24 protein-coding genes, 1 tRNA gene and 2 riboswitches are annotated in these 24677 nt (G+C 66.8%); of the genes, 8 read left to right on the top strand and 17 right to left on the bottom strand.

Going from position 1 to position 24677, the window contains the following annotated elements:
* Window positions 1-74: 74 nt before the first annotated feature.
* Window positions 75-920 (bottom strand): inositol monophosphatase family protein, encoded by an 846-nt coding sequence (locus NG697_RS17425; protein ID WP_252602337.1) that lies wholly within the window; start codon window positions 918-920, stop codon window positions 75-77.
* Window positions 921-952: 32 nt separating this feature from the next.
* Between NG697_RS17425 and NG697_RS17420 the strand changes: the two genes are divergently transcribed.
* Window positions 953-1579: a hypothetical protein gene (locus NG697_RS17420; RefSeq protein ID WP_252602335.1), complete on the top strand. Its 627-nt coding sequence runs from the start codon at window positions 953-955 to the stop codon at window positions 1577-1579.
* Here NG697_RS17420 and NG697_RS17415 read toward each other — a convergent pair.
* On the bottom strand, window positions 1576-2343 hold the full coding sequence (locus NG697_RS17415; protein WP_252611359.1) for a DUF998 domain-containing protein: 768 nt from the start codon (window positions 2341-2343) through the stop codon (window positions 1576-1578). The genes NG697_RS17420 and NG697_RS17415 overlap by 4 nt on opposite strands.
* A gap of 83 nt (window positions 2344-2426) precedes the next feature.
* On the opposite strand from NG697_RS17415, the gene NG697_RS17410 reads away from it, so the two are divergent.
* The 3 genes from NG697_RS17410 (at window position 2427) to NG697_RS17400 (ending at window position 3461) form a co-directional block, all read left to right on the top strand.
* Window positions 2427-2499 (top strand) — tRNA-Arg (locus NG697_RS17410).
* A gap of 1 nt (window position 2500) precedes the next feature.
* Window positions 2501-2977, top strand: a complete 477-nt coding sequence (locus tag NG697_RS17405) for a DUF6314 family protein (protein WP_252602331.1) — start codon at window positions 2501-2503, stop codon at window positions 2975-2977.
* A gap of 46 nt (window positions 2978-3023) precedes the next feature.
* Window positions 3024-3461 (top strand): NUDIX hydrolase, encoded by a 438-nt coding sequence (locus NG697_RS17400; protein WP_252611361.1) that lies wholly within the window; start codon window positions 3024-3026, stop codon window positions 3459-3461.
* 69 nt (window positions 3462-3530) lie between these two features.
* Here NG697_RS17400 and NG697_RS17395 read toward each other — a convergent pair whose 3' ends face one another.
* Both NG697_RS17395 and NG697_RS17390 read right to left on the bottom strand, forming a co-directional pair.
* Window positions 3531-5444 carry an ABC transporter ATP-binding protein gene (locus NG697_RS17395; protein WP_104062820.1) on the bottom strand — a complete coding sequence of 638 codons (1914 nt, stop codon included), beginning with the start codon at window positions 5442-5444 and terminating at the stop codon, window positions 3531-3533.
* The gene (locus tag NG697_RS17390; protein ID WP_252602326.1) at window positions 5441-7105 is read right to left on the bottom strand and encodes an ABC-F family ATP-binding cassette domain-containing protein; all 1665 of its coding nucleotides are present in this window, start codon (window positions 7103-7105) and stop codon (window positions 5441-5443) included. The genes NG697_RS17395 and NG697_RS17390 overlap by 4 nt, the downstream gene beginning before the upstream one ends.
* Before the next feature lie 251 nt (window positions 7106-7356).
* On the opposite strand from NG697_RS17390, the gene NG697_RS17385 reads away from it, so the two are divergent.
* Both NG697_RS17385 and NG697_RS17380 read left to right on the top strand, forming a co-directional pair.
* On the top strand, window positions 7357-8103 hold the full coding sequence (locus tag NG697_RS17385; protein WP_252602322.1) for a hypothetical protein: 747 nt from the start codon (window positions 7357-7359) through the stop codon (window positions 8101-8103).
* A complete protein-coding gene (locus NG697_RS17380) occupies window positions 8100-8837 on the top strand; it encodes a hypothetical protein (protein ID WP_252611365.1) in 738 nt (245 codons plus the stop codon). Before NG697_RS17385 ends, NG697_RS17380 begins: the two co-directional genes overlap by 4 nt.
* A gap of 230 nt (window positions 8838-9067) precedes the next feature.
* On the opposite strand, the gene NG697_RS17375 is transcribed toward NG697_RS17380, so the two are convergent.
* From NG697_RS17375 to NG697_RS17330, 10 genes are all read right to left on the bottom strand, one after another.
* Entirely contained in the window at window positions 9068-12103 is a 3036-nt protein-coding gene (locus NG697_RS17375; RefSeq protein ID WP_252614792.1) for an alpha-mannosidase, read from the bottom strand.
* 139 nt (window positions 12104-12242) lie between these two features.
* A complete protein-coding gene (gene fdhD / locus NG697_RS17370) occupies window positions 12243-13178 on the bottom strand; it encodes a formate dehydrogenase accessory sulfurtransferase FdhD (protein WP_252611369.1) in 936 nt (311 codons plus the stop codon).
* Between the two features lie 126 nt (window positions 13179-13304).
* The gene (locus NG697_RS17365; protein WP_374209946.1) at window positions 13305-14741 is read right to left on the bottom strand and encodes a molybdopterin molybdotransferase MoeA; all 1437 of its coding nucleotides are present in this window, start codon (window positions 14739-14741) and stop codon (window positions 13305-13307) included.
* Window positions 14707-15000, bottom strand: a complete 294-nt coding sequence (locus tag NG697_RS17360) for a DUF6457 domain-containing protein (RefSeq protein WP_252602308.1) — start codon at window positions 14998-15000, stop codon at window positions 14707-14709. Before NG697_RS17360 ends, NG697_RS17365 begins: the two co-directional genes overlap by 35 nt.
* Complete coding sequence (gene mobA / locus NG697_RS17355; RefSeq protein ID WP_252614789.1) at window positions 14997-15707, bottom strand: molybdenum cofactor guanylyltransferase; 711 nt, start codon at window positions 15705-15707, stop codon at window positions 14997-14999. Before mobA ends, NG697_RS17360 begins: the two co-directional genes overlap by 4 nt.
* Window positions 15708-15769: 62 nt before the next feature.
* The gene (locus NG697_RS17350) at window positions 15770-16270 is read right to left on the bottom strand and encodes an HNH endonuclease (RefSeq protein WP_056346655.1); all 501 of its coding nucleotides are present in this window, start codon (window positions 16268-16270) and stop codon (window positions 15770-15772) included.
* A 236-nt stretch (window positions 16271-16506) separates the two neighbouring features.
* Window positions 16507-17253, bottom strand: a complete 747-nt coding sequence (locus NG697_RS17345; protein ID WP_252602305.1) for a C40 family peptidase — start codon at window positions 17251-17253, stop codon at window positions 16507-16509.
* 169 nt (window positions 17254-17422) lie between these two features.
* Window positions 17423-18097, bottom strand: coding sequence for a C40 family peptidase (locus NG697_RS17340; RefSeq protein ID WP_252611436.1), 675 nt, complete (start codon window positions 18095-18097; stop codon window positions 17423-17425).
* 70 nt (window positions 18098-18167) lie between these two features.
* Window positions 18168-18330, bottom strand: a riboswitch (cyclic di-AMP (ydaO/yuaA leader).
* Window positions 18331-18477: 147 nt separating this feature from the next.
* Window positions 18478-19302: a M23 family metallopeptidase gene (locus tag NG697_RS17335; RefSeq protein WP_252614788.1), complete on the bottom strand. Its 825-nt coding sequence runs from the start codon at window positions 19300-19302 to the stop codon at window positions 18478-18480.
* Window positions 19303-19305: 3 nt separating this feature from the next.
* A riboswitch (cyclic di-AMP (ydaO/yuaA leader) is annotated at window positions 19306-19524 on the bottom strand.
* A gap of 153 nt (window positions 19525-19677) precedes the next feature.
* Window positions 19678-20373 carry an iron-dependent transcriptional repressor DtxR gene (locus NG697_RS17330; RefSeq protein WP_252611379.1) on the bottom strand — a complete coding sequence of 232 codons (696 nt, stop codon included), beginning with the start codon at window positions 20371-20373 and terminating at the stop codon, window positions 19678-19680.
* Window positions 20374-20650: 277 nt separating this feature from the next.
* On the opposite strand from NG697_RS17330, the gene serC reads away from it, so the two are divergent.
* Window positions 20651-21781: a phosphoserine transaminase gene (gene serC / locus NG697_RS17325; RefSeq protein WP_252602297.1), complete on the top strand. Its 1131-nt coding sequence runs from the start codon at window positions 20651-20653 to the stop codon at window positions 21779-21781.
* Between the two features lie 83 nt (window positions 21782-21864).
* Here serC and NG697_RS17320 read toward each other — a convergent pair whose 3' ends face one another.
* From NG697_RS17320 to NG697_RS17310, 3 genes are read right to left on the bottom strand one after another with little or no spacing between them, the layout of a single operon-like run.
* Window positions 21865-23199, bottom strand: coding sequence for an MFS transporter (locus tag NG697_RS17320; RefSeq protein WP_252614784.1), 1335 nt, complete (start codon window positions 23197-23199; stop codon window positions 21865-21867).
* Between the two features lie 45 nt (window positions 23200-23244).
* Window positions 23245-23799 (bottom strand): DUF3027 domain-containing protein, encoded by a 555-nt coding sequence (locus NG697_RS17315; protein WP_252602291.1) that lies wholly within the window; start codon window positions 23797-23799, stop codon window positions 23245-23247.
* Window positions 23800-23808: 9 nt separating this feature from the next.
* On the bottom strand, window positions 23809-24192 hold the full coding sequence (locus NG697_RS17310; protein WP_056347308.1) for a cold-shock protein: 384 nt from the start codon (window positions 24190-24192) through the stop codon (window positions 23809-23811).
* A gap of 246 nt (window positions 24193-24438) precedes the next feature.
* On the opposite strand from NG697_RS17310, the gene NG697_RS17305 reads away from it, so the two are divergent.
* The gene (locus NG697_RS17305) at window positions 24439-24672 is read left to right on the top strand and encodes a hypothetical protein (protein WP_252614783.1); all 234 of its coding nucleotides are present in this window, start codon (window positions 24439-24441) and stop codon (window positions 24670-24672) included.
* Window positions 24673-24677: the final 5 nt, after the last annotated feature.

Genomic DNA, 24677 nt, shown 5'->3' with positions numbered 1-24677 from the left:
GGGCTGACAGTCAGGTCCAGCCTGTGGATAACACCGTGCTCCCACCCGGGAAGCGCGCAAAAGGCGGCCCGGACTCAGGCGATGGAGCCCGACTCAAGGGCCGCACGCAACTCCCGCACCGCCGTCGTGCCTCCCGCCATAAACCAGTCCAGGCCGTTGATCCGGACCGTGTCCGTGGCGCCGCCGGCGGCGCGGACGATCGCCTTGCCCGGCAACCAGTCCCATTCCGGGCAGCTGTGCTGGAACCAGCATCCCAGCTGGCCATCGGCCACCCGGCCCAGGTCGCAGGACCCGGAGCCGAACATCCGCAGCGCCGCGGCGGAGGTGGCCGCAGCGTGCCAGGGCATGGCGCAGAGCGGATCCATCAGCCAGGTGGGGTGGATGTAGGTGGCTGCGCCGAGTTCGGCGAGCGCGGTTGCGTTGCGCGCCCCGCCATCCTGGACAGCGCCCGAGTCACGGTAGGCGGTCAGTACCTCGCCATTCAGTGTGGCCGCGTGGGCCGTTCCGCCCAGCCAGAGCTTGTCCTCCTCCGGCTGGAAAATCGCGCCGAGCAGCACATCGGACGGGTCCTTCAGTGCGAGGGCCGAGCACCAGTATGTGGATCCGTGCAGGAAGTTATAGGTGCCATCCACGGGGTCGACCACCCAGGTACGGCCGCTGGTTCCGGCCACCGAGGCGCCCTCCTCCCCTAAGATGCCATCCTCCGGCCGGCAGCGCCGCAACTGCCCCAGCACGTAGGCTTCCGCAGCGTGGTCCGCGGCGGTCACCACGTCGGAGATGGAGGTTTTCTGCTGGGACTGCAGCCCGGCCATGCGCATCAGGAGCGCCAGTTGCCCGGCTTCGCGCACCAGCGCGGATGCCAGCTGATAGTCGTCCAGGGCGGGGTCAAGTTCAAGGGCGCTGTGCCGGCCAGTGGTCATGGACCCAGTTTAGGTGGCGGGATAATGGTGCCATGGCCAAAACCCCAGCGCAGCGGATCAAGAAGCACGGCTCCAAGGCGGCTGTTCCGCAGCACAGCCTCCCGCCGGTCATCAACCCCTCCACCAGCCGTTCGCCGCAGAAGGCCCAGAGCAACACCAACCTGATCCTCATCGCGGGCGTCGTGGTCAGCCTGTTCCTGTTCTGGTACGTCCACCTGCTCACGCTCCAGCAGCTCACCCAGCTCTCCGGCGGCCTGGCCATGCCCGACTCGCTCGTGGGAGGTTTTGACGCCGGCTACGTCGGCCAACTGAACGCCGTCATGGACAACGACGCCCGCGGCCAGCTCAACTACGTCCACAAGACAGCCGGCACGCTCTTCCCGTTGATCTTCGGCTTCACCTGGCTGCTCCTGATCGGGACCAACGTCGCCAGGAAGTCCCTCCGCTGGGCACTCTGGGCCCTCCCGCTGCTGTTTGTGGTGGTCCGGCTTTGGGGCAATGTCGCCATCGACGCCGCACTGGGATCGGAAACGGCCGACGCCGGCCAGGTCGCCTTGGCGTCCGCACTCACCATTGCCGGGTGGGTGCTGTTCGTCGTCAGCCTGCTGGCCGGGGCAGCGGCTGTGTTCCTGCGCAAGAAGCCTGCGAAAGCCGGCTAGGCCCGCGCCGACCCAGTAACCCGGGCGCGCTCCTCCTTGCGGTGCCGGTGCACACGTTGGGCGATTACCAGGCCGGCTGCTGCCACGCCCACGGTGACCGGATAACCCATCAGCCGCTCCAGGGTGCCGGGCTCCGGAACATCCAGGCCTGTCAGTCCGCCTGTGACCAGCGCGGCGAGGGACACCAGCCCGCACACCAGCACGAACCACCCCAGCGGAGTCTGCCGCAGCCATAACACCCCCAGCAGCAGCAACGCCAGCGCGCCGGCCAGGAAGTACATCAACGCCCCGACAAAGTGCCAGCCGGAGCCGACGTCCTCCGGCACCAGGCCCACGATCATGGTCCCCGCACCGGCAGCACCGGTCAGGACCCGCACGGCAACCGCCGCCTGCCAGGGTTTCCGGCGCCCCGGCTGGACCCGTGCGCCGGCCCTTGCCGCCACACAGAGCAGCCCGGAACCCAGCAGCAGCGCACCGAGCAGCATGCCCAGCCCCTGGACCACAAAGGAGGCGTTCATCAGCCAATGCAGCGGCGAACACACATCGCGTCCGTCGTAGATCCCGCAGTGAAGCGCGCCGAGGTCGCTGATGTATCCGGTCCGGCGGTCGTAGGGCTGCGGCCCGCCCCAGGCACCGATCACGGCCGCTTCCGCCACAAAATACTGCAGGACACTCAGGACGGACCAGGCGCCGATGTACTGGCGGGTGGAGGCGGTGTCCGGGAGGAATGCCACGGCGGGGGCGGACGTCGGGGCTGATCTCATGCCAAGAGCGTAGTACGGCCCACCACCTTGTATGCTTGTATCCGTGTCCGGACGGACCGGCCCTGCCGGACCAGCGGACACGCGCCCTCGTAGCTCAGTGGATAGAGCACGGCTCTCCTAAAGCCGGTGTCGTTGGTTCGATTCCAATCGAGGGCACTTGAATCTTCCTTCCCCGGAGTTCGACCTCCGCGCCTACCTGCTCGGCCCCTCGCAGGCCGGGAACTTGCCCGTTCAGGGAAACTGGGCCGTCGAACGGCAGCTGCTGGACCGGTCCACCGGCACCCACGGAACCTTTTCCGGCGTCGTACATTTTTCCCCCGCGGACGACGGCGGCCTGGCCTTCCGTGAAGAAGGCACCATGCGCTGGCCCACCTTTACCGGCCCTGCCTCGCGTGAATACGTCCTGAAACCCGCCGACCGGCCGGACGCCCTGGACGTGTTTTTTGCCGACGGGCGGCCCTTCCACCGGATGAGCTTCAGCCCGGAGGCCAATCTGGACCAACACTGGTGCGATCCCGATACGTACCGCGTGGCCTACACCTACGAAGGCCCTGACACGTTCAGTTACACGTGGGATGTGACCGGCCCGCGCAAGGACCTGCTGCTGACGTCCGCCCTGAAGCGGCAGGTCTGAGGCGGCAGGTCTGAAGCGTCAAGACTGAACAGGCTAGGCTCGGAACGTGAAAGCCCGCATTGTTGTCTCCGCCGTCTGTGTCTTCGACGACGCCGGCCGGCTCCTGACCGTCCGCAAACGCGGCACCAGCATGTTTATGCACCCCGGCGGCAAGCCCGAAGCCGGCGAAACCGCCGTTCACGCCGCTGCGCGGGAACTTCAGGAGGAAGTAGGGATCGTAGTAGATCCGCGCGAGCTGGAGCTGATGGGCGTCTGGATCGCCGACGCCGCCAACGAGGCCGCCACGGACATCGAAGCCACAGTGTTTACCGCACCCGGAACCTGGACCGCGCACCCCTCGGCTGAGATCGCCGAGATCCGCTGGCTGGACCTGGCGGCGCTGGACCGGGGCGCGCCGCCGCCTGCGGACCTGGCCCCGCTCCTGACGGACCACATCCTGCCCGAACTGGCCACCCTGCCCACCCTGCGCCCCGGCCCCAAGTAGGTAGCGCTAAGTGTCGTTTTGAGGGCTCAAAACGACACTTAGCGCTACCCAGTTGGGGAAGGCTGAGCCCTAGTACTCCGGAACGGCTTCCGCTGCCACGGCCGTGGCTTCGGCGAACTGCGTCTGGTAGAGCTCGGCGTACCGGCCCTCGGCCGCGAGCAGATCGGTATGGTTGCCGCGTTCCACGATCCGCCCGTCCTCGACCACCAGGATGACGTCGGCGGCACGGATGGTGGACAGCCGGTGGGCAATCACGACGGCGGTGCGCCCCTCGAGCGCGGCGCCCAGGGCCGCCTGCACGGCGGCTTCGTTGGTGGAGTCGAGTGCGGCGGTGGCCTCGTCGAGGATGACCACCCGGGGCTGGGAAATCAGCAGCCGTGCGATGGTGAGCCGCTGGCGTTCACCGCCGGAGAGCCGGTAACCGCGCTCCCCCACCACCGTGTCCAGGCCGTCGGGCAGGGACCGGATCATGGTCTCAAGGCGGGCCTGCCGGATGGCGTCCCACATGTCCTCTTCAGTGGCGTCCGGCCGTGCGAGCCTGAGGTTGGAGGCAATGGATTCGTGGAAGAGGTGTCCGTCCTGGGTGACCATCCCCAACGTGTCCCGCAGGGAATCGAAGGTGGCGTCCCGGACGTCCAGCCCCGAGCCGGGCAGAGTGCCGCCGAGCCGCACGGCGCCGGAATCGACGTCGTACAGCCGGGAAAGCAGCTGCGCGATAGTGGACTTTCCGGCACCGGAGGAACCCACCAGCGCGACGGTCTGCCCGGGTTCCACCCGGAAACTGATGCCATGCAGCACCTCTTCGCCGCCGCGGGTGTCCAGCGTGGACACTTCCTCGAGCGAGGCCAGCGAGACCTTGTCCGCCGAGGGGTAGGCGAAGCGAACGTCGTCAAACTCCACCGAAACGTTTCCCGGCGGGATGGCCACGGCGTCGGGCTTCTGCTGGATCAGGGGCTTGAGGTCCAGGATCTCGAAAACCCGCTCGAAGCTGACCAGCGCGCTCATGATTTCCACGCGGGCGTTGGACAGGGCGGTGAGCGGGGCGTAGAGACGGGTGAGCAGCAGTGCCAGCACCACAACGTCGCCCGCGGCGAGCTGACCGCCGATGGCCAGCCATCCGCCCAGGCCGTAGACCAGGGCCAGGGCGAGCGCGGACACCAGCGTCAGCGCGGTGACGAAGGTGAACTGCAGCATGGCCGTGCGGACGCCGATGTCCCGGACCCGGCCGGCGCGGACCGCGAACTCGCGGGATTCCTCGTCCGGGCGGCCGAAGAGCTTCACCAGCGTGGCGCCCGGGGCGGAGAAGCGCTCGGTCATCTGGGTGCCCATGGCCGCGTTGTGGTTTGCCGCCTCACGCCGCAGGTCCGCGAGCTTGGAGCCCATCCGGCGGGCAGGGATCAGGAAGATCGGCAGCAGGATCATGGCGAGCACGGTGACCTGCCAGGAAGTCCCGAGCATTACGATCAGCGTCAGGATCAGGGCCACCACGTTGCTGACCACGCCGGACAGCGTGCCGGCGAAGGCGGACTGCGCTCCGATGACGTCGTTGTTCAGGCGGCTGACCAGTGCGCCGGTGCGGGTCCGGGTGAAGAATGCGATGGGCATCTTCTGCACATGGTCAAAGACCCTGGTGCGCAGGTCCACGATCACGCCTTCGCCGATGTTGGACGAAAGCCAGCGGCTCACGAGCCCCAGGCCGGCTTCGGCAACGGCCACCACGGCGATCAGCAGCGCCAGCCGGATCACTTCGTCTGTACCCGCCTTGGCCACGATGGCATCAACCACCTGGCCGGCCAGCACCGGCGTGGCCACGGCCAGGAACGCCATCACAATGGACAGCGCCACAAACGCGATCAGCTTTGTCCGGTGCGGGCGGGCGAAGCCCAGGACCCGTTTCAGGGTGGCCTTGGAGAAAGGCCGGGAGCCGTTCTTGGCCCGGGAGATGTTGTACAGGGAGTGCCAGGCGACGCCGTCCATGCTCATCGCTGTTGCTCCGTTGCGTCTGCCATCAGTTCTGTTACCGTTCCGTTGTCCACATTCCACCGTACATCCAGCCGCACGTTCTCGAGCAGCCTCCGGTCATGGGTTACTAACAGCAAAGCGCCCTCATAACTTCCCAGCGCCTCTTCCAACTGCTCGATGGCGGGCAGGTCCAGGTGGTTGGTGGGTTCGTCCAGGACCAGCAGGTTCACCCCGCGTGCCTGCAGCAGCGCCAATGCCGCGCGGGTGCGTTCCCCCGGCGACAGGGAATCCACCGGGCGGGTGGTGTGGTCCGCCTTCAACCCGAACTTGGCCAGCAGCGTGCGGACCTCCGCCGGATTCAGGTCCGTGAGCACGGCTTCGACGGCGTCGCCAAGGTTGAGGTGGCCGGCCAGCAGGCCGCGGGCCTGGTCAATTTCGCCGACGGCCACCGAGGCGCCCATGGCGGCGTTCCCGGCGTCGGGCGCCTGCACGCCCAGGAGCAGGCGCAGCAGCGTCGACTTGCCGGCTCCGTTAGGTCCGGTGATGCCGATCCGCTCCCCCGCGTTAAGCTGCAGGTTCACCGGGCCCAGCGTGAAGCTTCCCTGCTTCACGACGGCGTCACGCAAGGTGGCCACCACCGCACTGGACCGGGGCGCCTGGCCAATGGTGAACTGCAGCTGCCATTCCTTCCGCGGCTCCTCCACCACGTCCAGCCGGGCAATCCTGGATTCCATCTGCCGGACCTTCTGCGCCTGCTTTTCCGATGACTCGGTGCTGGCGGCGCGGCGGATTTTGTCGTTGTCCGGGCTCTTTTTCATGGCGTTCCGCACGCCTTGGGAGCTCCACTCGCGCTGGGTCCGGGCGCGGGAGACCAGGTCTGCCTTGGTGGAGGCGAACTCCTCGAACTTTTCCCTTGCGTGGCGCCGCGCCACGGCGCGCTCCTCGAGGAAGGCCTCGTAGCCGCCGTCGTACACGGCCACGGAATTCTGCGCCAGATCCAGTTCCACGATGGTGGTGACACAGCGGGCCAGGAACTCGCGGTCATGGGACACCAGCACCACACCGCCGCGCAGGCCCTGGACAAAGGCTTCCAGTTTGGCCAGGCCGGCGAGGTCAAGGTCGTTGGTGGGCTCGTCCAGCAGCACAACATCGAACCGGCTGAGCAGGAGCGCAGCGAGGGCCACGCGGGCGGCCTGGCCGCCGGAGAGCCCGGTCATGGGAGCGTCCGCTCCGGTGTCCAGGCCGAGGTCGGCCAGGACGGGCGGGATGCGTTCGTCGAGGTCTGCCGCGCCTGACGCCATCCAGCGGTCAAAGGCCAGCGAGTAGGCGTCATCGGCTCCCGGTGCGCCGGAGCCCAAGGCCTCCGCGGTGGACTCCATCTCCACGGTGGCCTGGGCGCAGCCGGTCCTGCGGGCGATGTAGCCAGCCACGGTCTCGCCGGCGACGCGCTCGTGTTCTTGGGGCAGCAAGCCCACAAAGGCATCGGCGGGGGCGAGGCTGACGCTGCCGCCCTGGGGCTGGTCCACGCCGGCCAGCAGGCGCAGCAGGGTGGACTTGCCGGCGCCGTTGGCGCCCACCACACCCACCACGTCGCCGGGGGCCACCGTGAGGGAAAGTTTGGCGAACAGCGTCCGGTGGTCGTGGCCGCCGGAAAGATCTTTGGCAACAAGGGTTGCAGTCATAGGTTGGTCCATCCTCTCGCCGCCGCCCGGCCGGAGGAGCCCGCCTGAATCGGCCCGAAACTGCGGTGAATCCGCAATGTGCCGCCCCGAAAAGTGCCGGGGCACTAAAGAGCCCGCAGGTCCGGACTTGGGGGGTGTACGGACCAACGGGCTCGACCATCAAGCATAGTCGACTCAGCACGCCGCACCAAACTGCCCGCTGACGTCAGGCTAAAATCACCGTTAACCATCCGTTCTGCAGAGAGCTGCTTATGCCTATATCTGCCAAGGCGTTCCAGCGCTGGCTGCACGGCATCGCCCCCGAGACGAGCGCATCTGACATCTGCCGCGTGTCAGGCATCAAGCGGACCACCCTGGCCCAGCAGCTCGTCCGGGGCAAGGTGGCAGAGACTACGGTGGTGAGCATCAGCCGGGCGTACAACGTCAATCCCGTTTCAGCGCTGGCGGCGTTCGACGCGTACAGCCAGCTCACGGACACGCGCCCGCCCAGCAGGTCCGAACTGGTCAGCCAGATCTCCACCCCGGACCTCCTGCGGGCAGTTCTGGCCCGTTCCGCCGCGGACCCAGGCGGCGTGCCGGCGGCTGCAGCGGCGGCCGGTTCGCCGGCGTTGGAGCCGGCCCCGCACGCCACCTCAGTCAAGAACTGGGTGGAGGCCATCGACGACGGCGAGCTGCGGCACCGGGTCTCCGCCGCCACCGGAATCGCTCCGCAGAACTATTCGGCACAACTGACCGCAAACCGGCTGGCTCCGGAACTGGCGGTTGCCACGTCCCTTGCGGCCGGCGTCGCCCCGGCCAGCGGTCTGGTGGCCACCGGGCTGGTCACGGAGGCGGAGGCCGGCTGGCCTCCCGGAGCCCGGCAGGCCGCCCTGGACAGCCTGTCCGACGGCGAGCTGACCACCTTGGCCGGTGACCGGCTGCAGACTGTCGGCAGGGCCCTCCGCCGGCAGGAACATGACCACGAGAAAACTGAAAAGATCTGGGAGAACCTGGGATGATCGAAATCCTGCAGTGGTCCACGCTGACTGTCTGCGGCCTGGTGGCCATTGCGCGCGTTCCCAGTGCCGTGCGGGGGAAGAACAGGACGCTCTTCTACATCTTTGCGCTGATGACGCTCGCCACCCTGCTCAGCATCCGGGCGCCATACCTTGCCATCGACCAGGCGCTCGGCGGGGTTAACTTGGCCAACCTCCTGCTCCGCTTTGTCATCTTCGCCGCTATTTTCTTCGTGGGCATCCGCGTCACCCGGGGCTTTGGCGCCGACGACGCCCACCAGCTGCTCACCGGACGGATCGGGATGGCCGTCATGGGCCTGACCTCCCTGACCGTGCTTGTGGTGTTCCTGATGATGGACACTGGCGGCTCATCCGTGGGATTGGTTGCCGTGGCAGGCCAGGATGACAAAGACCGGGACCTGGTCCAGTACTACGGGGCCGCTGGCCGCGCCTATCCGGCCTACGTTTCGCTGGTCCTGCTGCCGGCCATGGTGCGTGCGGTCCACAGCACGCTGCCCACCCTGGTTCGCATCGCCGCCTTCCTGCTGGGCACAGGCTCGGTGGCCATCACGCTATCGCTGCTCTTCCCCTTCTATCCGCCCAACTGGGGAGCAGCGACGTTCCTGATCAACTACACCGCAATTCTTTGCTTTGTCGTTGGCCTGGCTTTGATCGCGGTGGCAAGGCTCCGGCACGGGCGGGGCGGCACTCGGCCAAGGACTTCTACTGCAAAGTAGCCTTCACGCTTTCACAAAATCATTAGACGTGGCACAATCATGAATGTGTGAAGTTAGGTGCCGGTGTTCACGAACGGGGATAGATTCCTGGACGCCGGGCCTGTTGAGTCTTCGCACTCTTTGGGGGGATGAGTGGTGGCGGGCCGTTGGGGACCGCCACCACTCAGCCATTAAACGGCCAGGCCCATTTCTGACCCGCCCGCTGACCGCGGCTGGCATCCATGCCGCACCTAGCGCGCGAACCTCAGCGTCACCAGCTGGAACGGGCGCAGCGAAAGCTCCACCGACTGCTCTGCTGCGGCAGTGCTGACGCCCGGCGCGTCGGTGGCGCGCTCCAGCAGGTCCGTGACCTGGACGGCCGTGACCGGGAAGTTGGCCGTGAGCACGCCGGCGGACCGCTGCCCCAGGGACTCATAAAGACGGACCACAACATCACCCGAACCGTCCTCGGCAAGCTTGACCGCCTCGATGACCAGGGCCGGGTTGTCCACGGAGAACAGCGGCTCCACGCCGCGGGCGCCCTTCACCAGCCGGGGTGCAAGGTTGGTGCGGTACCCCTCCTCCACAGCGTCGGCGATCCCGGCTCCGGGGCGGATGGTCACGGTCATTTCCTGGTGCCCCCGGTCCGCCGTCGGGTCCGGGAACTTCGGTGCCCGCAACAGGGAGAGACGCACCGAGGTGGTGGTCCCGCCGTCGGAATCCCGCACGCTCCTGGTGACATCGTGCCCGTAGGTGGCCGCATTGGAAATAGCGACGCCGTAGCCGGGCTCGGCCACGTGGATCCAGCGGTGCGCGCAGATCTCGAACTTGGCGGCCTCCCACGAGGTGTTGACATGGGTGGGGCGGAAGACATGGCCGAACTGGGTCTCCGAGGCGGATCGGTCCGCCCTGACGTCCAGCGGGAAGCCCAGCTTGAGCAGCTTCTCGCTCTCCTGCCACTCAACGGCTATGGTGATGGTGAGGGAGCCGCTGCCGGCGTCCAGCGTGATCCGCTGGGTGAGCGGTGACGAGCCGGCGACCCGGTCCACCACCACAACGGCACTGGTTCCGGTGTGCTCCACCCGAATGGCCTGGGCCGCCGTGAGGGCGGTGACGTTGCGGCGGTAGAACTCATCGATGTCCCAGGCGTCCCACTCGTTGGGCGTGTCCCGGTGCAGTTCCAGCAGGTTGCCGCGCGCTCCGGGAGCGATGGCTTCGCGTCCCGTGGCGTAGTCGGCGAGGGAGGCCAGCAGGCCATCCGCATCCAGGACGGCCCGGATGATGCCGTTGTCCAGCACGTAACCGCCATCCAGAGCGGTCGCCTGGACCGGCTGGCCGGTCGGCGAAAGCTCTGCGGCAGCCAAGGCAGGAACGCCGTTGCGCGCGTGCGGTGCGGCGTTGAGCAGGAAGGTCCGCGACCCCTCGCCGAGGAGCGCGGCCGCTGCCTGCGCTATGAGGTTTTCGAGGCTGGCACTGATCGCGGCGTAATTACGTTCCGCGTCCTGGTGGACCCAGGCGATGGAGCTGCCGGGCAGGATGTCGTGGAACTGCTGCAGGAGCACCAGCCGCCAGAGCCGCTTCAGCTCCGCCGCCGGGTTCTCGAAGGAGCCGGCGCCGCGGACAGCAGCCGTGGCGCACCAGAGTTCGGCCTCGCGGAGCAGGTGTTCGCTGCGCCGGTTGCCGCGTTTGGTCTGCGCCTGGCTGGTGTACGTGCCGCGGTGGAGTTCCAGGTACATCTCCCCCACCCAGACAGGCAGGGAGGAATACTCTTCCTCCGCCTGGGTAAAGAAACTCTCGGCGGAACCCACGCGGATCTTGGGCGAGCCTTCGAGGTCGGCGGTGCGGCTGGCGGCAGCCAGCATTTCCCGCGTAGGCCCGCCTCCTCCGTCGCCGTAGCCGAACGGGACGAGCGAGGTGTTGCCGCGCCCGTGGTCGCGGAAGTTCCGCTCGGCGTGCGCCAGTTCGCGTCCGCTGAGCTCGGCGTTGTAGGTGTCAACGGGCGGGAAGTGCGTGAACAGCCGGGTGCCGTCGATGCCCTCCCAGTTGAAGGTATGGTGCGGCATGCGGTTGACCTGGTTCCACGAGATCTTCTGCGTGAGGAACCAGCGGCTGCCCGCCGCCTTGACGATCTGCGGCAGGGCCGCGGAGTAGCCGAAGGAATCCGGGAGCCACGCTTCGCGGCATTCGACGCCGAACTCGTCGAGGAAGAAGTTCTTGCCCTCAATGAATTGCCGGGCCATTGCCTCGCCGCCGGGCATATTGGTGTCCGACTCAACCCACATGCCGCCCACCGGGACGAACTGCCCGGCCTTGACCTTTTCCCGGATCCGGCCGAAAAGCTCGGGGTAGAACTCCTTCATCCAGGCCAGCTGCTGAGCCGAGGAGCAGGAGAACACAAAGCCCGGATCCTCATCCATCAGCGCCACCACGTTGGAGAACGTCCGGGCACATTTGCGGATGGTTTCGCGCACCGGCCAGAGCCATGCCGAATCAATGTGCGCGTGACCCGTTGCCACCAATTGATGGGCGGAAGCGTAGGCGGGCCTGGACAAAACTTCGGCCAGGGTTGCCCGCCCGGCTGCGGCGGTGCCGGGGACGTCGTCGGGATCCATCTGGTCCATCATGCGCTCCAGCGCGCGGAGGATCTCATGGCGCCGCGGCTGCTCCGGGGGGAGTTCGTGCATCAGCCCGGCGAGGGTCCAGATGTCCTGCTGGAGTTCCCAGACCGTCTGGTTGAGTTCGGCGATGGCGATCCTGCCCAGCCGGTACTGCGGCGCCGTGCCTGCTGTTGCCTTGTCCCCGTAGGGTGTGGCGGCAAAGGTCCAGCCCTGCGCCATGTCCGGGTTGGCGGCCGCTTCAACGTAGAAGTCAACGGACATGCCGCTGCCCAGGAGTTTCAGGGGAATGTACTGGTTCCGGGGCGAAATAGCTTTGATGATGGTGCCGTCCGGGCGCCAGGCGATTCCCTCGCACTGGAATCCGGGGGCTTCGTTGATGAAGCCAAGGTCCACCACGATTTCGACGGCGGTGTCCGGGCCGGTGCCCCAGGCCTCCGGGACGTCGCCCTGCAGGCGCAGCCACTTGGTCCCCCACGGCTTGCCCCAGGCAGCACCGTGTTCCTGCGGCTCGAAGTGATTCCGCAGTGCATCCATCACGGACACCGGTTCGCCGGGCGCATCCCAGCTGGTCAGGTTCAGCGGAACAGTGCGGGCGTAAACAGCGGGAATGATCCGCTCGCGGACAAACCGGTCCACGCGGACTTCGGTGATCCGGCGGTCGTCATGCAATGTAAACCCTCTTAGGTGCTTGAACTGGAGTACTCGAATCCGGACCAAAACGCGTCCAATCGATGGATAAAATCTACCGGCTAGTAGCTCAATAGCCAAGCGTCACCGGAAATCTTCGCCGAAGGGTGCTGGGGCCGTTTTATCCCGGCGCGTTCGCGCTTAACTCGGCCGCGTCCTCCCCGCGAACCGGCTCCGGAACCTGCGCGGGAACCTGCGCGGCGGGCAGCGTAATCCTGCCCTGTCCGGCATAGATATTCAGGCTGGTGCCCCGGCTGAATCCTGCCAGGGTCATGCCGCTGGCCTCCGCCAGCTCCACAGCAAGGCTCGACGGCGCACTCACCGCCGCCAGTACGGGAATGCCCGCCAACGCTGCCTTCTGGACGAGTTCAAACGATGCGCGGCCCGAGACCTGCAGGACCAGCCCGGTTAGCGGAAGCAACCGCTCCCGCAGGGCCCAGCCAACTACCTTGTCCACGGCGTTGTGGCGCCCCACATCCTCGCGCAGGCACAAAAGCTGCACGCCGCCGTCGTCCGTTATGCGGAAGAGGCCCGCGGCGTGCACTCCGCCGGTGACGTCAAAAACGTCCTGCGCTTCGCGGAGCCGCCCGGGCAGTGATGCCAGCACATGGGCGGGCACGGTCAATGGATCCGCCGCCGGGCTGAAATGGGAGGACTTGCGCACTGCCTCGATCGAGTCCGTGCCGCAGATACCGCAGGAGCTGGACGTGAAGACGTTCCGACCCTTTGCAGGGAGTTCGACGTCGGGCCGCAGCTGGGCTTCCACCACATTGAACGTTTGGACGCCGTCTTCGTCCTCGCCGGCGCAGAACCGCAACGACACCAGCTGCTCCGGAGCCCAGATGATCCCCTCGGACACCAGGAAGCCGGCCACCAGGTCAAAGTCGTCCCCGGGCGTCCGCATGGTCACCGAGAATGACAGTGCACCGATCCGGATTTCCAGCGGCTCTTCGACGGCGAGGACGTCCTCGCGGTGGCGGACCGGGAACTCAAGGGCATTGGGCGAGCCATCCAAAACATACTTGTGCACCTTGCGGCGCTGCGTCACGCGCCCCATCAGCGAACCGCCAGACTGTCTTGAAGGGCCCCGTGGACGTTCCGGACCTGCCGGCTGGCGCTGTTCATAGGTCCATCATTGCACCACTGGCCGGGCTGTGGCGTACGTGGTTCCGCAGCACGGCGCCTACCCCAGCAGGGCACTCCAGTCCACCGGACCGGCAGGCTTCGCAGCGTCCTTGCCAGCTGCCCGGGTGGCCGGCTTAGCGGCGGGCCGGCCCTTGGGCTTGGTACCCGGCTGCGCGGGCGCGGGCACCGGCGGCCCCCACGGCAAAGCGAACGCCGGGACTGGTTCGCCCAGCTGCACGCCATGCGGCGGAACAACCATCACACCGTGCGCCGACGCCAGTCCGCGCATCATCCCGGGACCCGTGTGCTTGGCCGGTGAAGCCATCCCGTACAGAAGCCGGAACGGCATCAGCCTGGTCCGGCCCGGCTCAGGCTCGAGGGTGGTCCCGCACGGGACCTCCTGCACCGGCGGCATGGTGCCGTGGCCCAGCGCCGCCAGCAGCGGTTCGCCCACCGTGGACAGTGCCATCATGGCGGCCAGCGGGTTTCCGGGGAGCCCCAGGACAAAGCGACCGTCGGGGAGCTCGGCCAGGACAGCCGGATGGCCGGGGCGCATGGCGATGCCGTCGATGACCAGCCGCCCGCCCAGTTCCGCCACAGCCCGGCGGAGGTGGTCGGTGTCCGAGACGCCAGTACCGCCGGTGGTGATCACGACGTCGGCAGGCAGCGCGGAGGGGTCCGGCACCTCGGGCGGGAGGTCGGCCAGGCCGTCCAACCACTCAGCGTAGGAATCGCCGATCCGCTCCTGGCCGCCGTTAATACCGCCGAGCATTTCCACTACGGCCGCGAGCTGCGGACCGAAGGTGTCCCGGACCTGTCCGGGGACCGGCAGCCCGTGGGCCACAACTTCGGAGCCGGTCAGCAGGAGCTTAACCACCGGCTTGCCCTGGACCAGCAGGTCATCGTGCCCGGCCAGGGCTGCGACCGCCAGATGGGCCGGGTTCAGTGTTACGCCGGCCTTGACCAGCACCTCTCCCGCGGCGGCTTCCTCGCCGGCCTTCCTGATGTGCTGGCCGTTCCCGGGCTCGCCGGGGCGGGCGCCGCCGCCGGTCATCAGAAGCGGCAGGCCGTCGTCGTCCGTTCCAAGCACGGCGCTTTCGCTGCGCAGGACCGCTTTGGCGCCGGGCGGGATCAGTCCGCCGGTGACGATGGGGCTGGCCTGGTGGGGTGCCAGCCGCTGGCCTGCCTCTGCCACGATCCACGGACCGCTGCCGTTGACGGCCCATCCGTCCATCGCAGACGACGCGTAGTGCGGCATGTCGTGCAACGCAGTGATGTCGCCGGCCAGGACCCTGCCCAGGGCTTGGCCCAGGGGAACCCGGCCCGGCGGAATCGGCGTGGCGATATCAAAAGCGGCCCTGCGCGCCTCATCCCAGGTATGGGCAAGGTGCTTTGCCGGGGCTGTCTGCTGCTCGGGATTTTCGGATGCGTCGCCGGGGGCGGCGGTCACTGAACGGGATTCATTCGACGGGGGTCCCGGCGGATTCGGCGTCATAGTCAGCAGCCAGGGTGCGGGCACGGTCCATGGCAGCGGTCATGGCGGCGGCGTTGGTGGCCTGCCCCGATCCCGCAGCCAGGCCGGCGGCGAAACCGGCAATAAAGGTGGTGAGCGGGGCGGCGGGGCGGACCACTGAGTGGGCTGCCACGCCGGCCAGCGACAGGATGGTGTTGACGTCGATCTGGACGTCCTCCAGTTCATACGCCTGGAGCAAGGACCTGCACCATTCTTCCAGCGTCTCGTCCTGGCTTTTCACGCTCTGCCTCCCAAATCGTCTGCGGCAGTGTTGCCCCGGAGCCCGGTTAGGGGATCCGGGCCGGCCACTCCAAGTGCGGCGGCATCGTCCCAGGTGTCCACGTCTGCCGTGGAGCCGGCCGGAACGGCGACAAGCTGCACGTCCAGACTAGCAAGGAGTGCCCTCACCGACCCGTTGATTAAGCGTCCTGTGCTTTCCAGTTCCGCCACGGAACGTTGTAGCGCGGCCGTGCTATAAAAACCGACCAACGGCTGACGGCGGCCATCCTCCGAGACGGCCACTACGCCGTCCGGTCCCAAGCCCGTGGGCGCTCCGGCGGTGGGTCCTCGCGCACGCAAAGTAGCCTTCAGCACCGCCACCGCCTGCCCTACGTTGGGCATGTCGCAGGCCAGCACCAGCGTCAGCCCGGGGCGGCTGCCACCCGCAGCGGCCAGGGCCGCGAGCCCGGCCGCGATGGCCGCCCCCGGTCCGCTAAAGGGGGGTTCTTCGCGGCAGCGGAGAAATCCGGCAGGGATTTCGCCGGCCGGCACCTCCCCGGTGTCCGGACCAACCACGACGGCGGCCCGGGCTCCCCTCGCAGCGGCGGCGGAGCGGCGCAAGAGGGAGGCGCCGTCGTACGTCAGACTCTGCTTGGGCACGCCACCGAGCCGCGACGAACGGCCGCCGGCGAGGATGACGGCATCGAAGTCGAGGGGGTCAGCGTCCACCCTCCCAGCTTAACCGCGCGGGCTGGAATACTGCGCGGGCTGGACTTGCGGAGCGACTGGATTCAGGCGGCCCGTTCAGGCAGCAGGAACGGATCCCAAGCCGGCGTGGGCTTCTCAAGTTCCTTGATCTGCCAGATGGTGCCATGCGGCGGTTCCGGATCAAACCTGAGCTTCCAGCCCATTTCAGCCGGCGTGTGGTCACCCTTGGTGTTGTTGCAGCGGAGGCACGCGGCCACCAGGTTCTCCCAGGAGTCGGCGCCGCCACGTGATTTGGGCTGCACATGGTCGATGGTGTGGGCACCCTTGCCGCAATACGCGCAGCGGTGGCCGTCCCGCCGCAGGACTCCGCGGCGGCTGACTGCGGTGCTCTGGTTGTATCTGGGGCGGATGTAGCGGTTCAGGAGAATCACGGACGGGCGGCCCAGGATCTCCTGCGGTCCCACCACAGGATCATCGCCCTCGGCAATGACACTGGCCTTGCCCGTGAGCACAAGCACCAGCGCCCGGCGGAAGGTGACTACCGCCAGCGGTTCATATCCAGCATTCAGAACGAGAGTGCGCATGCACGTACCTCTTTGTGGCCGCACCCGTCAGGGGCACGAGGGCCGGCTGCCCCCGGCATATCCGGGCTATGGATCGACACCACAAGAGTAAACAAAGAATCCCGGGATCAGCTAATCGCAGAAGCGGCCGCCGTCACGTGTCGGATTCGTGCATCTCTCCGGATCAGGGCAGCAGCCCGCAGACAGCGAAGGACCCCCGCCGTGAGGCGAGGGTCCTTCGAATGCTGACTCTGGTGCTAGGACACGCGGATGTAAACGGGGCCGGAGCCGACATTGGCGCTGAACACAACGGTCTGGTTGCCGTTGTAGCCCCCGTGCACGGCCTGGCCGTTGCCAGCGTAGACGGCAATGTGGGCAACGCCCGCGCCGCCGTCGGCGTAGTACAACAGATCGCCGGGCTGGGCCTCGGCGGCGCTGACGGTCTGACCGAGGGACAGGTAGCCTGCAGGCCAGTCGCGGAAGTTGATCCCCACGGCAGCCAGCGCGTTGGTGACCAGCATGGTGCAGTCCTGGCTGACGCCGAGCTGTGCATAGGCTGCGGACAGGATGGCCTGGCCCTTGCCGCTGGCGGAGACCGGCGCCTTCGGAGCGGCCGGAGTCGCCGACGCTACCGTGAGGGTGGCCGCGGCCTTGGCCGGAGCCGGAGCTTCAACAACAGGCGCGGGAGCCTCAATGGGAGCCGGCGTGGTGGTCACTGCGGGCTTCTCGTAGGAGATGGCAATGGTGGAAGCAGCCGAAATGATGGCCGGGGCGAAAACCTCAGCCTCAAGGTTCGAAGCGGACGCAGCTTCACGCTGGACGCCGGTGTCAGCCGCGTTCGCAGCGATACCACTGGTCAGGACAAGGCCGGAAGCAGCAGCGATAACCGCAGCCTGACGGCCCATGCCGCCGGCGTTGTCGCCGACAGCCTTGGCAATGACAGCCAGCGAGTTGGTCTTGGCGACCTCGGCGCGGTGCCGTGCAACAGTTGCACGTGTAGTCATTAATTTTCTCTCTTTCGTTTTCCTCAGGACCGCGTGGGCAGCCCAAGGGCTTTGGACGCGCCGGCATCTTGGGGGTACGCCGGCACGCCCCGAACGGGGATTTCGCGAAAAGTTTCCAGCGAAGAAACGGTTCCAGCAGCACAGGGCTGCAGGAACTGGATTGCAGGAACTACGGGGCCAGCGTGAAGAACGAGGAAGTGCCCGTGGAAGCCACAGAGTGCAGCAGGGTTCCCTGTGACGGGTTCAGCGCGCCGATCATCATGCCGTTGCCAACGTAAATGCCAACGTGGGCGCCGCCGTTCTGCATGACCAGGTCACCGGGAGACGGTGTGGACGTGGGCGTCATGGCAGTCCACGCATTGACGCGGGGAATGCTGATGCCGGCCTGGGCGTAGACCCACTGGGTGAAGCCCGAGCAGTCCCAGCCGTTGGGAGTGGTGCCGCCCCATACGTACGGGCGGCCGATGCCGGTGTAGGCGATAGCTGCCAGGCCCGATCCTGCCGCAGAGGAAACCTTGTCCGCGAGCTTGGAGGCCGCGGCCTCGGTTGCGGCAGCACCCTGAGCCCCGGTTTCGGAGGCCGTGGACTGCGCACGGACCGTCTCAACCTTCGGTGCCGGCGTGGTCTTGATCACGGGGCGCTCGAAGGAAACGGTAGCCGTGGGCGCCGCTGTTACGGCAAGTGCCGTCTGCGCGGAACCGGACTCGGTGGAGGCGGAAACGCCGGCGGTGGTATCCGCGGCGTTGGCCGGAAGCCCCATGCTCAGGATCAGACCTGATGCAGCTGCGATAACAGCAGCCTGGCGACCTACGGTCCCGGCATTGGCACTGACCGCCTTGGACACGGCGCCCAAGGGGTTGGTGCGAACCGGTTGTGCGCGGTGACGCGCAGAAGTATGGCGTGAAGACACGAAGGTAGCCTCTCCCAATGCCTGCGAGGTGAGCTGTCGGATTCGGATGGGAGTCACCCGGCCACGCTGCTTCACAGTGGAAGCTTTGCGACTTAACCCCAAGGCCTTCAGAATCGAAGACCAAAATTGGTTCCCCCGCCCCTGCCAGACGATGTCATGCGAACGGACCTTGAGCGGTGGCAGAGCTAGGCAATCCACTCAAGAACGTCAACTTCGGAAAAGTTGACGCGCTTTAGACGTTACAGGAGTTCCGAGCCAATGTCACATTCAGGTCACGGCACGTCGCTGCGATTCGAGAGTTGGCCATCATTTGGTCAGAGCCAGCCCGTGGGGTCAACGACTTCGCCATTGACCTGGACCTCGAAGTGGAGGTGGCAGCCCGTGGACGCGCCCGTGGTGCCGCTCAGGGCAACCACGTCGCCGCGGCTGACTGTCTGGCCTACCTTGACGCTGGCGGAGGAGAGGTGGTTGTACGTGGTTTCTAGGCCATTGCCGTGATCCACCACCACGCGGTTGCCGCCGCCGTACTGGTGCCAGCCGGCGAAGGTGACGGTGCCGCTGGCGGCAGCCAGGACAGAGGTTCCGCACTGTGCCACGAAGTCCTGGCCACGGTGGAAGTCTCCGGAGCCGCCGGTAATGGGGCTGACCCGGAATCCGAACGGGGAGACTGTAGCCAGCTGGGCCAGCGGCGAGCCGAGGCTTCCGGCAGAGGCCGCGCGGGTAATGGATCCCGCGGACTGTGCGCTCAGCAGCTGCTTCAGTTTGCCGTCGGGATCACCCTGGGTAACCACGGACGAGCGGCTGAAATCAATTTGGGCGGCGGCTTCGGCGGTAACTTCGGGCTGCGGAGCAGCGGAAACGGCCGATGCGGCCTGGCCGGGTGCCGGAGTGGCCATCACGGGGCCGGTCACAGGAACCGTCACGGTGAGAACCAGGCCTGTTGCTGCCAAGGCGATGCCGGCCTTCTGGCCGAGGCCACTGGCGGCGGCGAAATCCGTCATCTGCCGGAAGGGTCCCCGGCGGCGGCGGGCGTCCCGCTGTGGGTCGCGGGGCCTCTCCGCGGTGAAATCCTCGGCCACTCTGGGCGCCGAGGCGGGACCCACCGCGCGACGGCGGCCCCTGGAGTATTGCGTGGTCAAGAATGTTCCTCTCTGGATAGCCTGCGAAGTTAGCTGTCGGATTCGGGTCAGAGAGTTCAAAGACCCGGTCCGCCGTGACAAGCACTTGGCGCAGAGATATCCCGTGAGGATCCTTCGCTGGAAGAGGCTTGCTGCTGACGGACTTCACCCCAAGGCAGTCTTACGACTGCCGGTTGTGGTTTCCCCGCCTCTGCCAGTTGGTGACTGATGCACCTGATCCGCTGGCAGAGCTCGGCTCCGGATCAGGTAACGCTTTTGTATCGACGCTGAGTTACAACTATAGGTGATTAACTTGGACAGTAACAATTCCGTTATCTTTGCGGAACCTGGGTCACTGCGCTATGGCGCGGCCCCACGCTGCGGACCGCCGTCCCGTCAGCGGACGGAAACGAAGACGTGGGATGCCACTTCCGGGGGCAGCTCGAGCGCCCCTTCGATTCCCGGAACCCGCACGGAAATGTACTCCCCCACGCGCTCCAAGGACACCGAGGCACCGGGCCTGATCCCGCCTTCGTCCAGCTGGACCAGCAGCTCAGGTTCCACCTGGATGGGTTCAGCCAGCCGGCTGACCGTCACGTTCGACGCCGGCCCGTAGCCCTGCATCGCATCAAGGAGATTAATCACACCGGCGTCGGGCAGCGCAGGCGCGGGTCCGCCCAGGGCAGCCAGTCCGGGGATGGGGTTGCCGTATGGAGACTCGGTGGGGTGGTTAAGTAACTCGTAGATGCGCTGCTCAACGCGTTCACTCATCACGTGTTCCCAGCGGCACGCTTCATCGTGGACATAGGCCCAGTCCAGGCCAATCACATCCGCCAGGAGCCGTTCCGCGAGCCTGTGCTTGCGCATCACTTCCGTAGCGCGTTTCCGCCCGGCTTCCGTGAGCTCCAGGTGGCGGTCTCCGGAGACCACGACCAGTCCGTCCCGTTCCATTCGGCCGATGGTTTGGGACACCGTGGGTCCGGAATGCCGCAGCCGTTCGGCGATGCGTGCGCGAAGAGCAACGATGTTCTCTTCTTCAAGCTCCAAAATGGTCCGAAGATACATCTCCGTAGTATCGATCAGATCCGTCATCCAGCTCAGCTCCTCGAGCGCAGTACCTTGCGTTGTCCCACCGTATCGCGTCCCGCTCAGCGGCGAGGTCCGCTAAAAAGCTTAGCCTATTTTGAATTTGTCTGGATAATGCCCGGGCGGGGACAAACGGTCTCATTGGCCGGACTATGACGGCCCCGGTTCCCCGCCCAATCGAGGGTTCAGGCAGAATAAAGGAGGTCCTTATGCAGTCACCGCCGACTACCGGCCACCCCACCGCCCGGACGTGAGCCACGTCCATGCCGAAATTGGAGCCCCCGTGAGCGAAACCAGCATCACTATTCCCGCCGACCTCCTGCCAAAGGATGGACGGTTCGGCGCAGGACCCTCCAAGGTCAGGCCGGAGCAGCTCGAAGCGCTCTCAGCGGCGTCCAAGACCATCCTGGGCACCTCCCACCGCCAGGCTCCGGTCAAGAACCTCGTGGGCTCCGTCCGTGAAGGCCTCAGCCAGTTCTTCCGCGCCCCCGAAGGCTACGAAGTGGTCCTCGGCGTCGGCGGCTCCACCGCTTTCTGGGACGTCGCCAGCTTCGGCCTGGCGGAAAAGAAGGCCCAGCACCTGTCCTTCGGCGAGTTCGGCTCCAAATTCGCCTCAGCCACCAACAAGGCCCCGTTCCTGGACGCCTCCTCCATCATCAAGTCCGAGCCCGGCACGCGCCCGGTATCGGCCGCCGAGGCTGGCGTGGATGTCTATGCCTGGCCGCAGAACGAAACCTCCACGGGTGTCGCGGCTCCGGTCAAGCGCGTCGCGGGCGCCGACGCCGGTTCCCTGGTCCTGGTGGACGCCACCTCCGCAGCCGGGGGCCTGGACGTGGACGTCTCCGAGGCCGATGTCTACTACTTCGCCCCGCAGAAAAACTTCGCGTCCGACGGCGGCCTGTGGCTGGGGCTCTTCTCCCCCGCCGCGCTGGAACGCGCCGCCCGGGTCAAGGCCAGTGGTCGCTGGATCCCCGATTTCCTGGACCTCCAGACCGCCATTGACAACTCCAAGCTGAACCAGACGTACAACACGCCGTCGCTCTCCACCCTGGTGACCCTCGACGCGCAGGTGCAGTGGCTGAACGCCAACGGCGGCCTGGACTTCGCGTCCGCCCGCACCGCTGACTCCGCCGGCCGGATCTACTCCTGGGCCGAGGCCTCCGAGTACGCCACGCCGTTCGTGGCCAAGGCGGAGGACCGTTCCAACGTCATCGCCACCATCGACTTCGACGACTCGATCGACGCCGCCGCGATCGCCAAGGTGCTCCGCGCCAACGGGGTCGTGGACACCGAGCCGTACCGCAAGCTGGGCCGCAACCAGCTCCGGATCGCCACGTTTGTTGCCATCGAGCCGGCTGACGTCTCCGCGCTGCTGGCAAGCATCGACTATGTGGTGGGCGAGCTGCGCAAGTAGCGCACCCGCGCGAACGGACACTTGGGGCCCAGGAACCAGGGCCCCAAGTGTCCGTTCGCGCTGTCTTGTGGTGACGCCGGTTGTCAGCGTCCGACGGCGTCGTCCGGGTTTTCGTCCCGGGCGGCGCCGTTTGCGTTGTCCCCCGGTTGTTGGACGCCCAGGTGGGAGACGACGCCGAAGTACCGGAGGCCGCGGGCCCGCCGGTTGAAGGTGAGCCGGAGCCGCTGGGCGCGGATGATCCAGATCATTCCGATCACGGCGGCGATGATCCCGGAGGCGGCCGCGACGGAAAGCGACCACCGGGGGCCGGCGACGTTGGCCACCCATCCCACCAACGGGGCGCCGATGGGTGTGCCGCCCATAAAGATGGCCATATACAGGGCCATGACCCTGCCCCGCATCACGGGATCGGTGGTGGTCTGGACGTAGCCGTTGGCACTGGTCATCATGGTGATTGCGAACAGGCCCACCGGCACCAGCGCCACGCCGAACCAGAAGTAGTCCGGGGCAAGCGCGGCCAGTCCCGAGGTCACCCCAAAGGCGGCCGCGGCGCCGAAGATCATCCGCAAGCGGGGCTTGCCGCGGCCGGCGGAGAGCAGCGCGCCTGCCACGGAACCGATGGCCATGATGGAATTCATGAGCCCGAACGCGCTGGCGTCCAGCCCGAATTCCGTGCCCACCATCGCGGCGATAAACAGCACGAAGTTAAGGCCGAGTGTTCCCACAATGAACACGGCCACCAGGACCACCACGATGTCCGGCCGGAACCGCACATAGCGCAGCCCCTCCCGGATTCGGCCCTTACCCGGAGCCGCCCGGGGAAGCTGGCGCAGTGACGCGGCGGGGATCTTCCACAGGCTCAGAAGCATGGCCAGGAACGTGAAGGTGTTGATCAGGAACACCCAGCCGGGACCTACCGCTACGGTGAGGACGCCGGCCACGGCGGGCCCGATCATCCGGGCGACATTGAACGAGGCGCTGTTCAGGGCCACGGCGTTGGGCAGGTAGTCGTCCCGCACCAGTTCAGAAACAAAGGTCTGCCGCACCGGGGCATCGAGGGCGGAGACCATGCCCAGCAGCAGGGCGAAGCCGTAGACGTGCCACAGCTGGCCGGCGCCGAGCACCACGAGGATGCCCAGGCCGGTGCTCAGGAGGGCCATCATTGACTGGGTGATGATGAGCAGCTGCCGGCGGCTGTACCGGTCCGCCACGAGGCCGGCGACCGGCGCCAGGAAAAGCTGCGGCCCCAGCTGCAGCGCCATGGTGATGCCCATGGCCCCGGCGTCGTGATCGGTGAGATGGTCAAACACCAGCCAGTCCTGGGCCGTCCGCTGCATCCAGGTTCCGATGTTGGAAACCAGCGCGCCGAGGAACCAGATCCGGTAGTTGAGGATGTGCAGGGATTTGAAGGTGGACATCAAAGCCGGCCTTCTTAGTTCTCAACCCTGCGCATTAGCAACTGCTTAGTCAGCCTCGCCGGCGGGGTCGTCGTCTTCGGAGTCTTCGGATTCTTCGTCCGGGTCTTCGGACCCGGGAGTTTCAGCCTCGGCGTGCGAAGTGTCCGGCTCCGCAGCGGAAGCCTCAGCAGCGCGCGGCTCCTCTTCCTCTGCCGCCTGTGCGTCCTCGGGGCGGACGCGCTCGGCCCACGGCACCCACTCCGGGGAGAGGATGGAGTCCTCCGACGGCAGGAGGCCAAGCTCGCTGACCGTGACCACCTTGGAGCGGGAGTTCCTGGTCAGGACCGCGTACCACTGCCAGCCGTGGTAGCCGGCCATTCTTGATTCGAAGAGGTGGGTGACCAGGCGGTCGCCCTCACTTTTGGCAGCCAGGTGCGCACCGATGTCCGACGCCGCCGTGATGCCTTCGAGGGCGGTTCGCGCCTCGCCAACGGCAACAGCGAGGAAGGCATCCGGCTTTCCGGTACGCCACACGGGCACGCCGGCGCGGCGCTTGGCCTCGGCCTTGGCGCCCGCTTTCTCCGCTGTTGTGGTGTCCGGCTGTTCAGCTTCCGCGTTCATGGCCAAGACCTAAACGTCCAGCTCGTCGGCAACCTTACGCAGGGCAGCCGCGATGGCCTTGCCCTTGTTGCCTTCCGGGTACTTGCCCGCGGACAGGGTTCCGGAGAGGTTGTCCAGCACGCTGACCAGGTCCTGGACCAGCGGTGCGAGGTCCCGGGCGCTGGGCCGCTTGGCCTTGGCGATGGACGGCGTCTTGTCCAGGACGCGCAGGCCCAGGGCCTGTGCACCCTTGCGGCCGTCGGCAACGCCGAACTCAACCCGGGTGCCGGCCTTCAGCTCTGTAATACCTTCGGGCAGCGATGATTTGGGCAGGAAGACTTCCTGGCCGTCCTCGCCTGCGAGGAATCCGAAACCTTTTTCCTTGTCATACCACTTGACCTTGCCGGTAGGCACGTAATCAACCTTCTTCGTTCTGACGTCTTCTGACACGGCCGGCAGTCACCGCATCCGCACTGATGTGCGGGTTCAGGGTATGACAGCGACGGACCGTGTTGGTCTGTTCCTCAAGGTTATCCTGCCGGGAGCCGGAATCCTGCTTTCACGCACCCTTCGTCCTGCCGCCTGCCTGCGGCTGTGTGCCCGCCGCTCACGGCCGCCTGTGGCGCCACCACCGGCCGCCCGGCTGTTAGCGTTGCCTGCATGACACCCTCGCGATACCGGCGCCCACTGATGATCTGCGCAGCGGTTGTTGCCATGCTTTCCCTCGTGGCGGTGGGAGCCGTCATGGCACTGGCCTTCGCAGGCTCCGCTGCTCCGGCCTGGGTCACTGCCACTGCCCTGTTCGGGTTGCCTGTGGCGTTCCTGCTGATGCTTTTCCTGGTGCTGGACAGCGTGGCGGGCCGGCGCCGGGCAGGAAAGTCCGGCGGACGGTAACGTTG

It is taken from the genome of Pseudarthrobacter raffinosi, from assembly GCF_023913835.1.
In the GTDB taxonomy this organism is placed as follows: Bacteria; Actinomycetota; Actinomycetes; order Actinomycetales; family Micrococcaceae; genus Arthrobacter; species Arthrobacter raffinosi.
Note: the sequence above shows the minus strand (reverse complement) of the source record. Positions and strands in the feature narration are given on the sequence as shown.

Bases quoted from the DNA above. Each gene is read 5' to 3' on its own strand.
- NG697_RS17305 (WP_252614783.1), top strand. From the start codon at position 24,439: ATGACACCCTCGCGATACCGGCGCCCACTGATGATCTGCGCAGCGGTT.
- NG697_RS17365 (WP_374209946.1), bottom strand. From the start codon at position 14,741: ATGACGCCGAATCCGCCGGGACCCCCGTCGAATGAATCCCGTTCAGTG.
- NG697_RS17415 (WP_252611359.1), bottom strand. From the start codon at position 2,343: ATGAGATCAGCCCCGACGTCCGCCCCCGCCGTGGCATTCCTCCCGGAC.
- NG697_RS17425 (WP_252602337.1), bottom strand. From the start codon at position 920: ATGACCACTGGCCGGCACAGCGCCCTTGAACTTGACCCCGCCCTGGAC.
- NG697_RS17390 (WP_252602326.1), bottom strand. From the start codon at position 7,105: ATGACTGCAACCCTTGTTGCCAAAGATCTTTCCGGCGGCCACGACCAC.
- NG697_RS17330 (WP_252611379.1), bottom strand. From the start codon at position 20,373: ATGACGGATCTGATCGATACTACGGAGATGTATCTTCGGACCATTTTG.
- fdhD (WP_252611369.1), bottom strand. From the start codon at position 13,178: ATGGGGCGCGTGACGCAGCGCCGCAAGGTGCACAAGTATGTTTTGGAT.
- NG697_RS17320 (WP_252614784.1), bottom strand. From the start codon at position 23,199: ATGTCCACCTTCAAATCCCTGCACATCCTCAACTACCGGATCTGGTTC.
- NG697_RS17380 (WP_252611365.1), top strand. From the start codon at position 8,100: ATGATCGAAATCCTGCAGTGGTCCACGCTGACTGTCTGCGGCCTGGTG.
- NG697_RS17350 (WP_056346655.1), bottom strand. From the start codon at position 16,270: ATGCGCACTCTCGTTCTGAATGCTGGATATGAACCGCTGGCGGTAGTC.
- NG697_RS17315 (WP_252602291.1), bottom strand. From the start codon at position 23,799: ATGAACGCGGAAGCTGAACAGCCGGACACCACAACAGCGGAGAAAGCG.
- NG697_RS17420 (WP_252602335.1), top strand. From the start codon at position 953: ATGGCCAAAACCCCAGCGCAGCGGATCAAGAAGCACGGCTCCAAGGCG.
- NG697_RS17395 (WP_104062820.1), bottom strand. From the start codon at position 5,444: ATGAGCATGGACGGCGTCGCCTGGCACTCCCTGTACAACATCTCCCGG.
- NG697_RS17345 (WP_252602305.1), bottom strand. From the start codon at position 17,253: ATGACTACACGTGCAACTGTTGCACGGCACCGCGCCGAGGTCGCCAAG.
- NG697_RS17385 (WP_252602322.1), top strand. From the start codon at position 7,357: ATGCCTATATCTGCCAAGGCGTTCCAGCGCTGGCTGCACGGCATCGCC.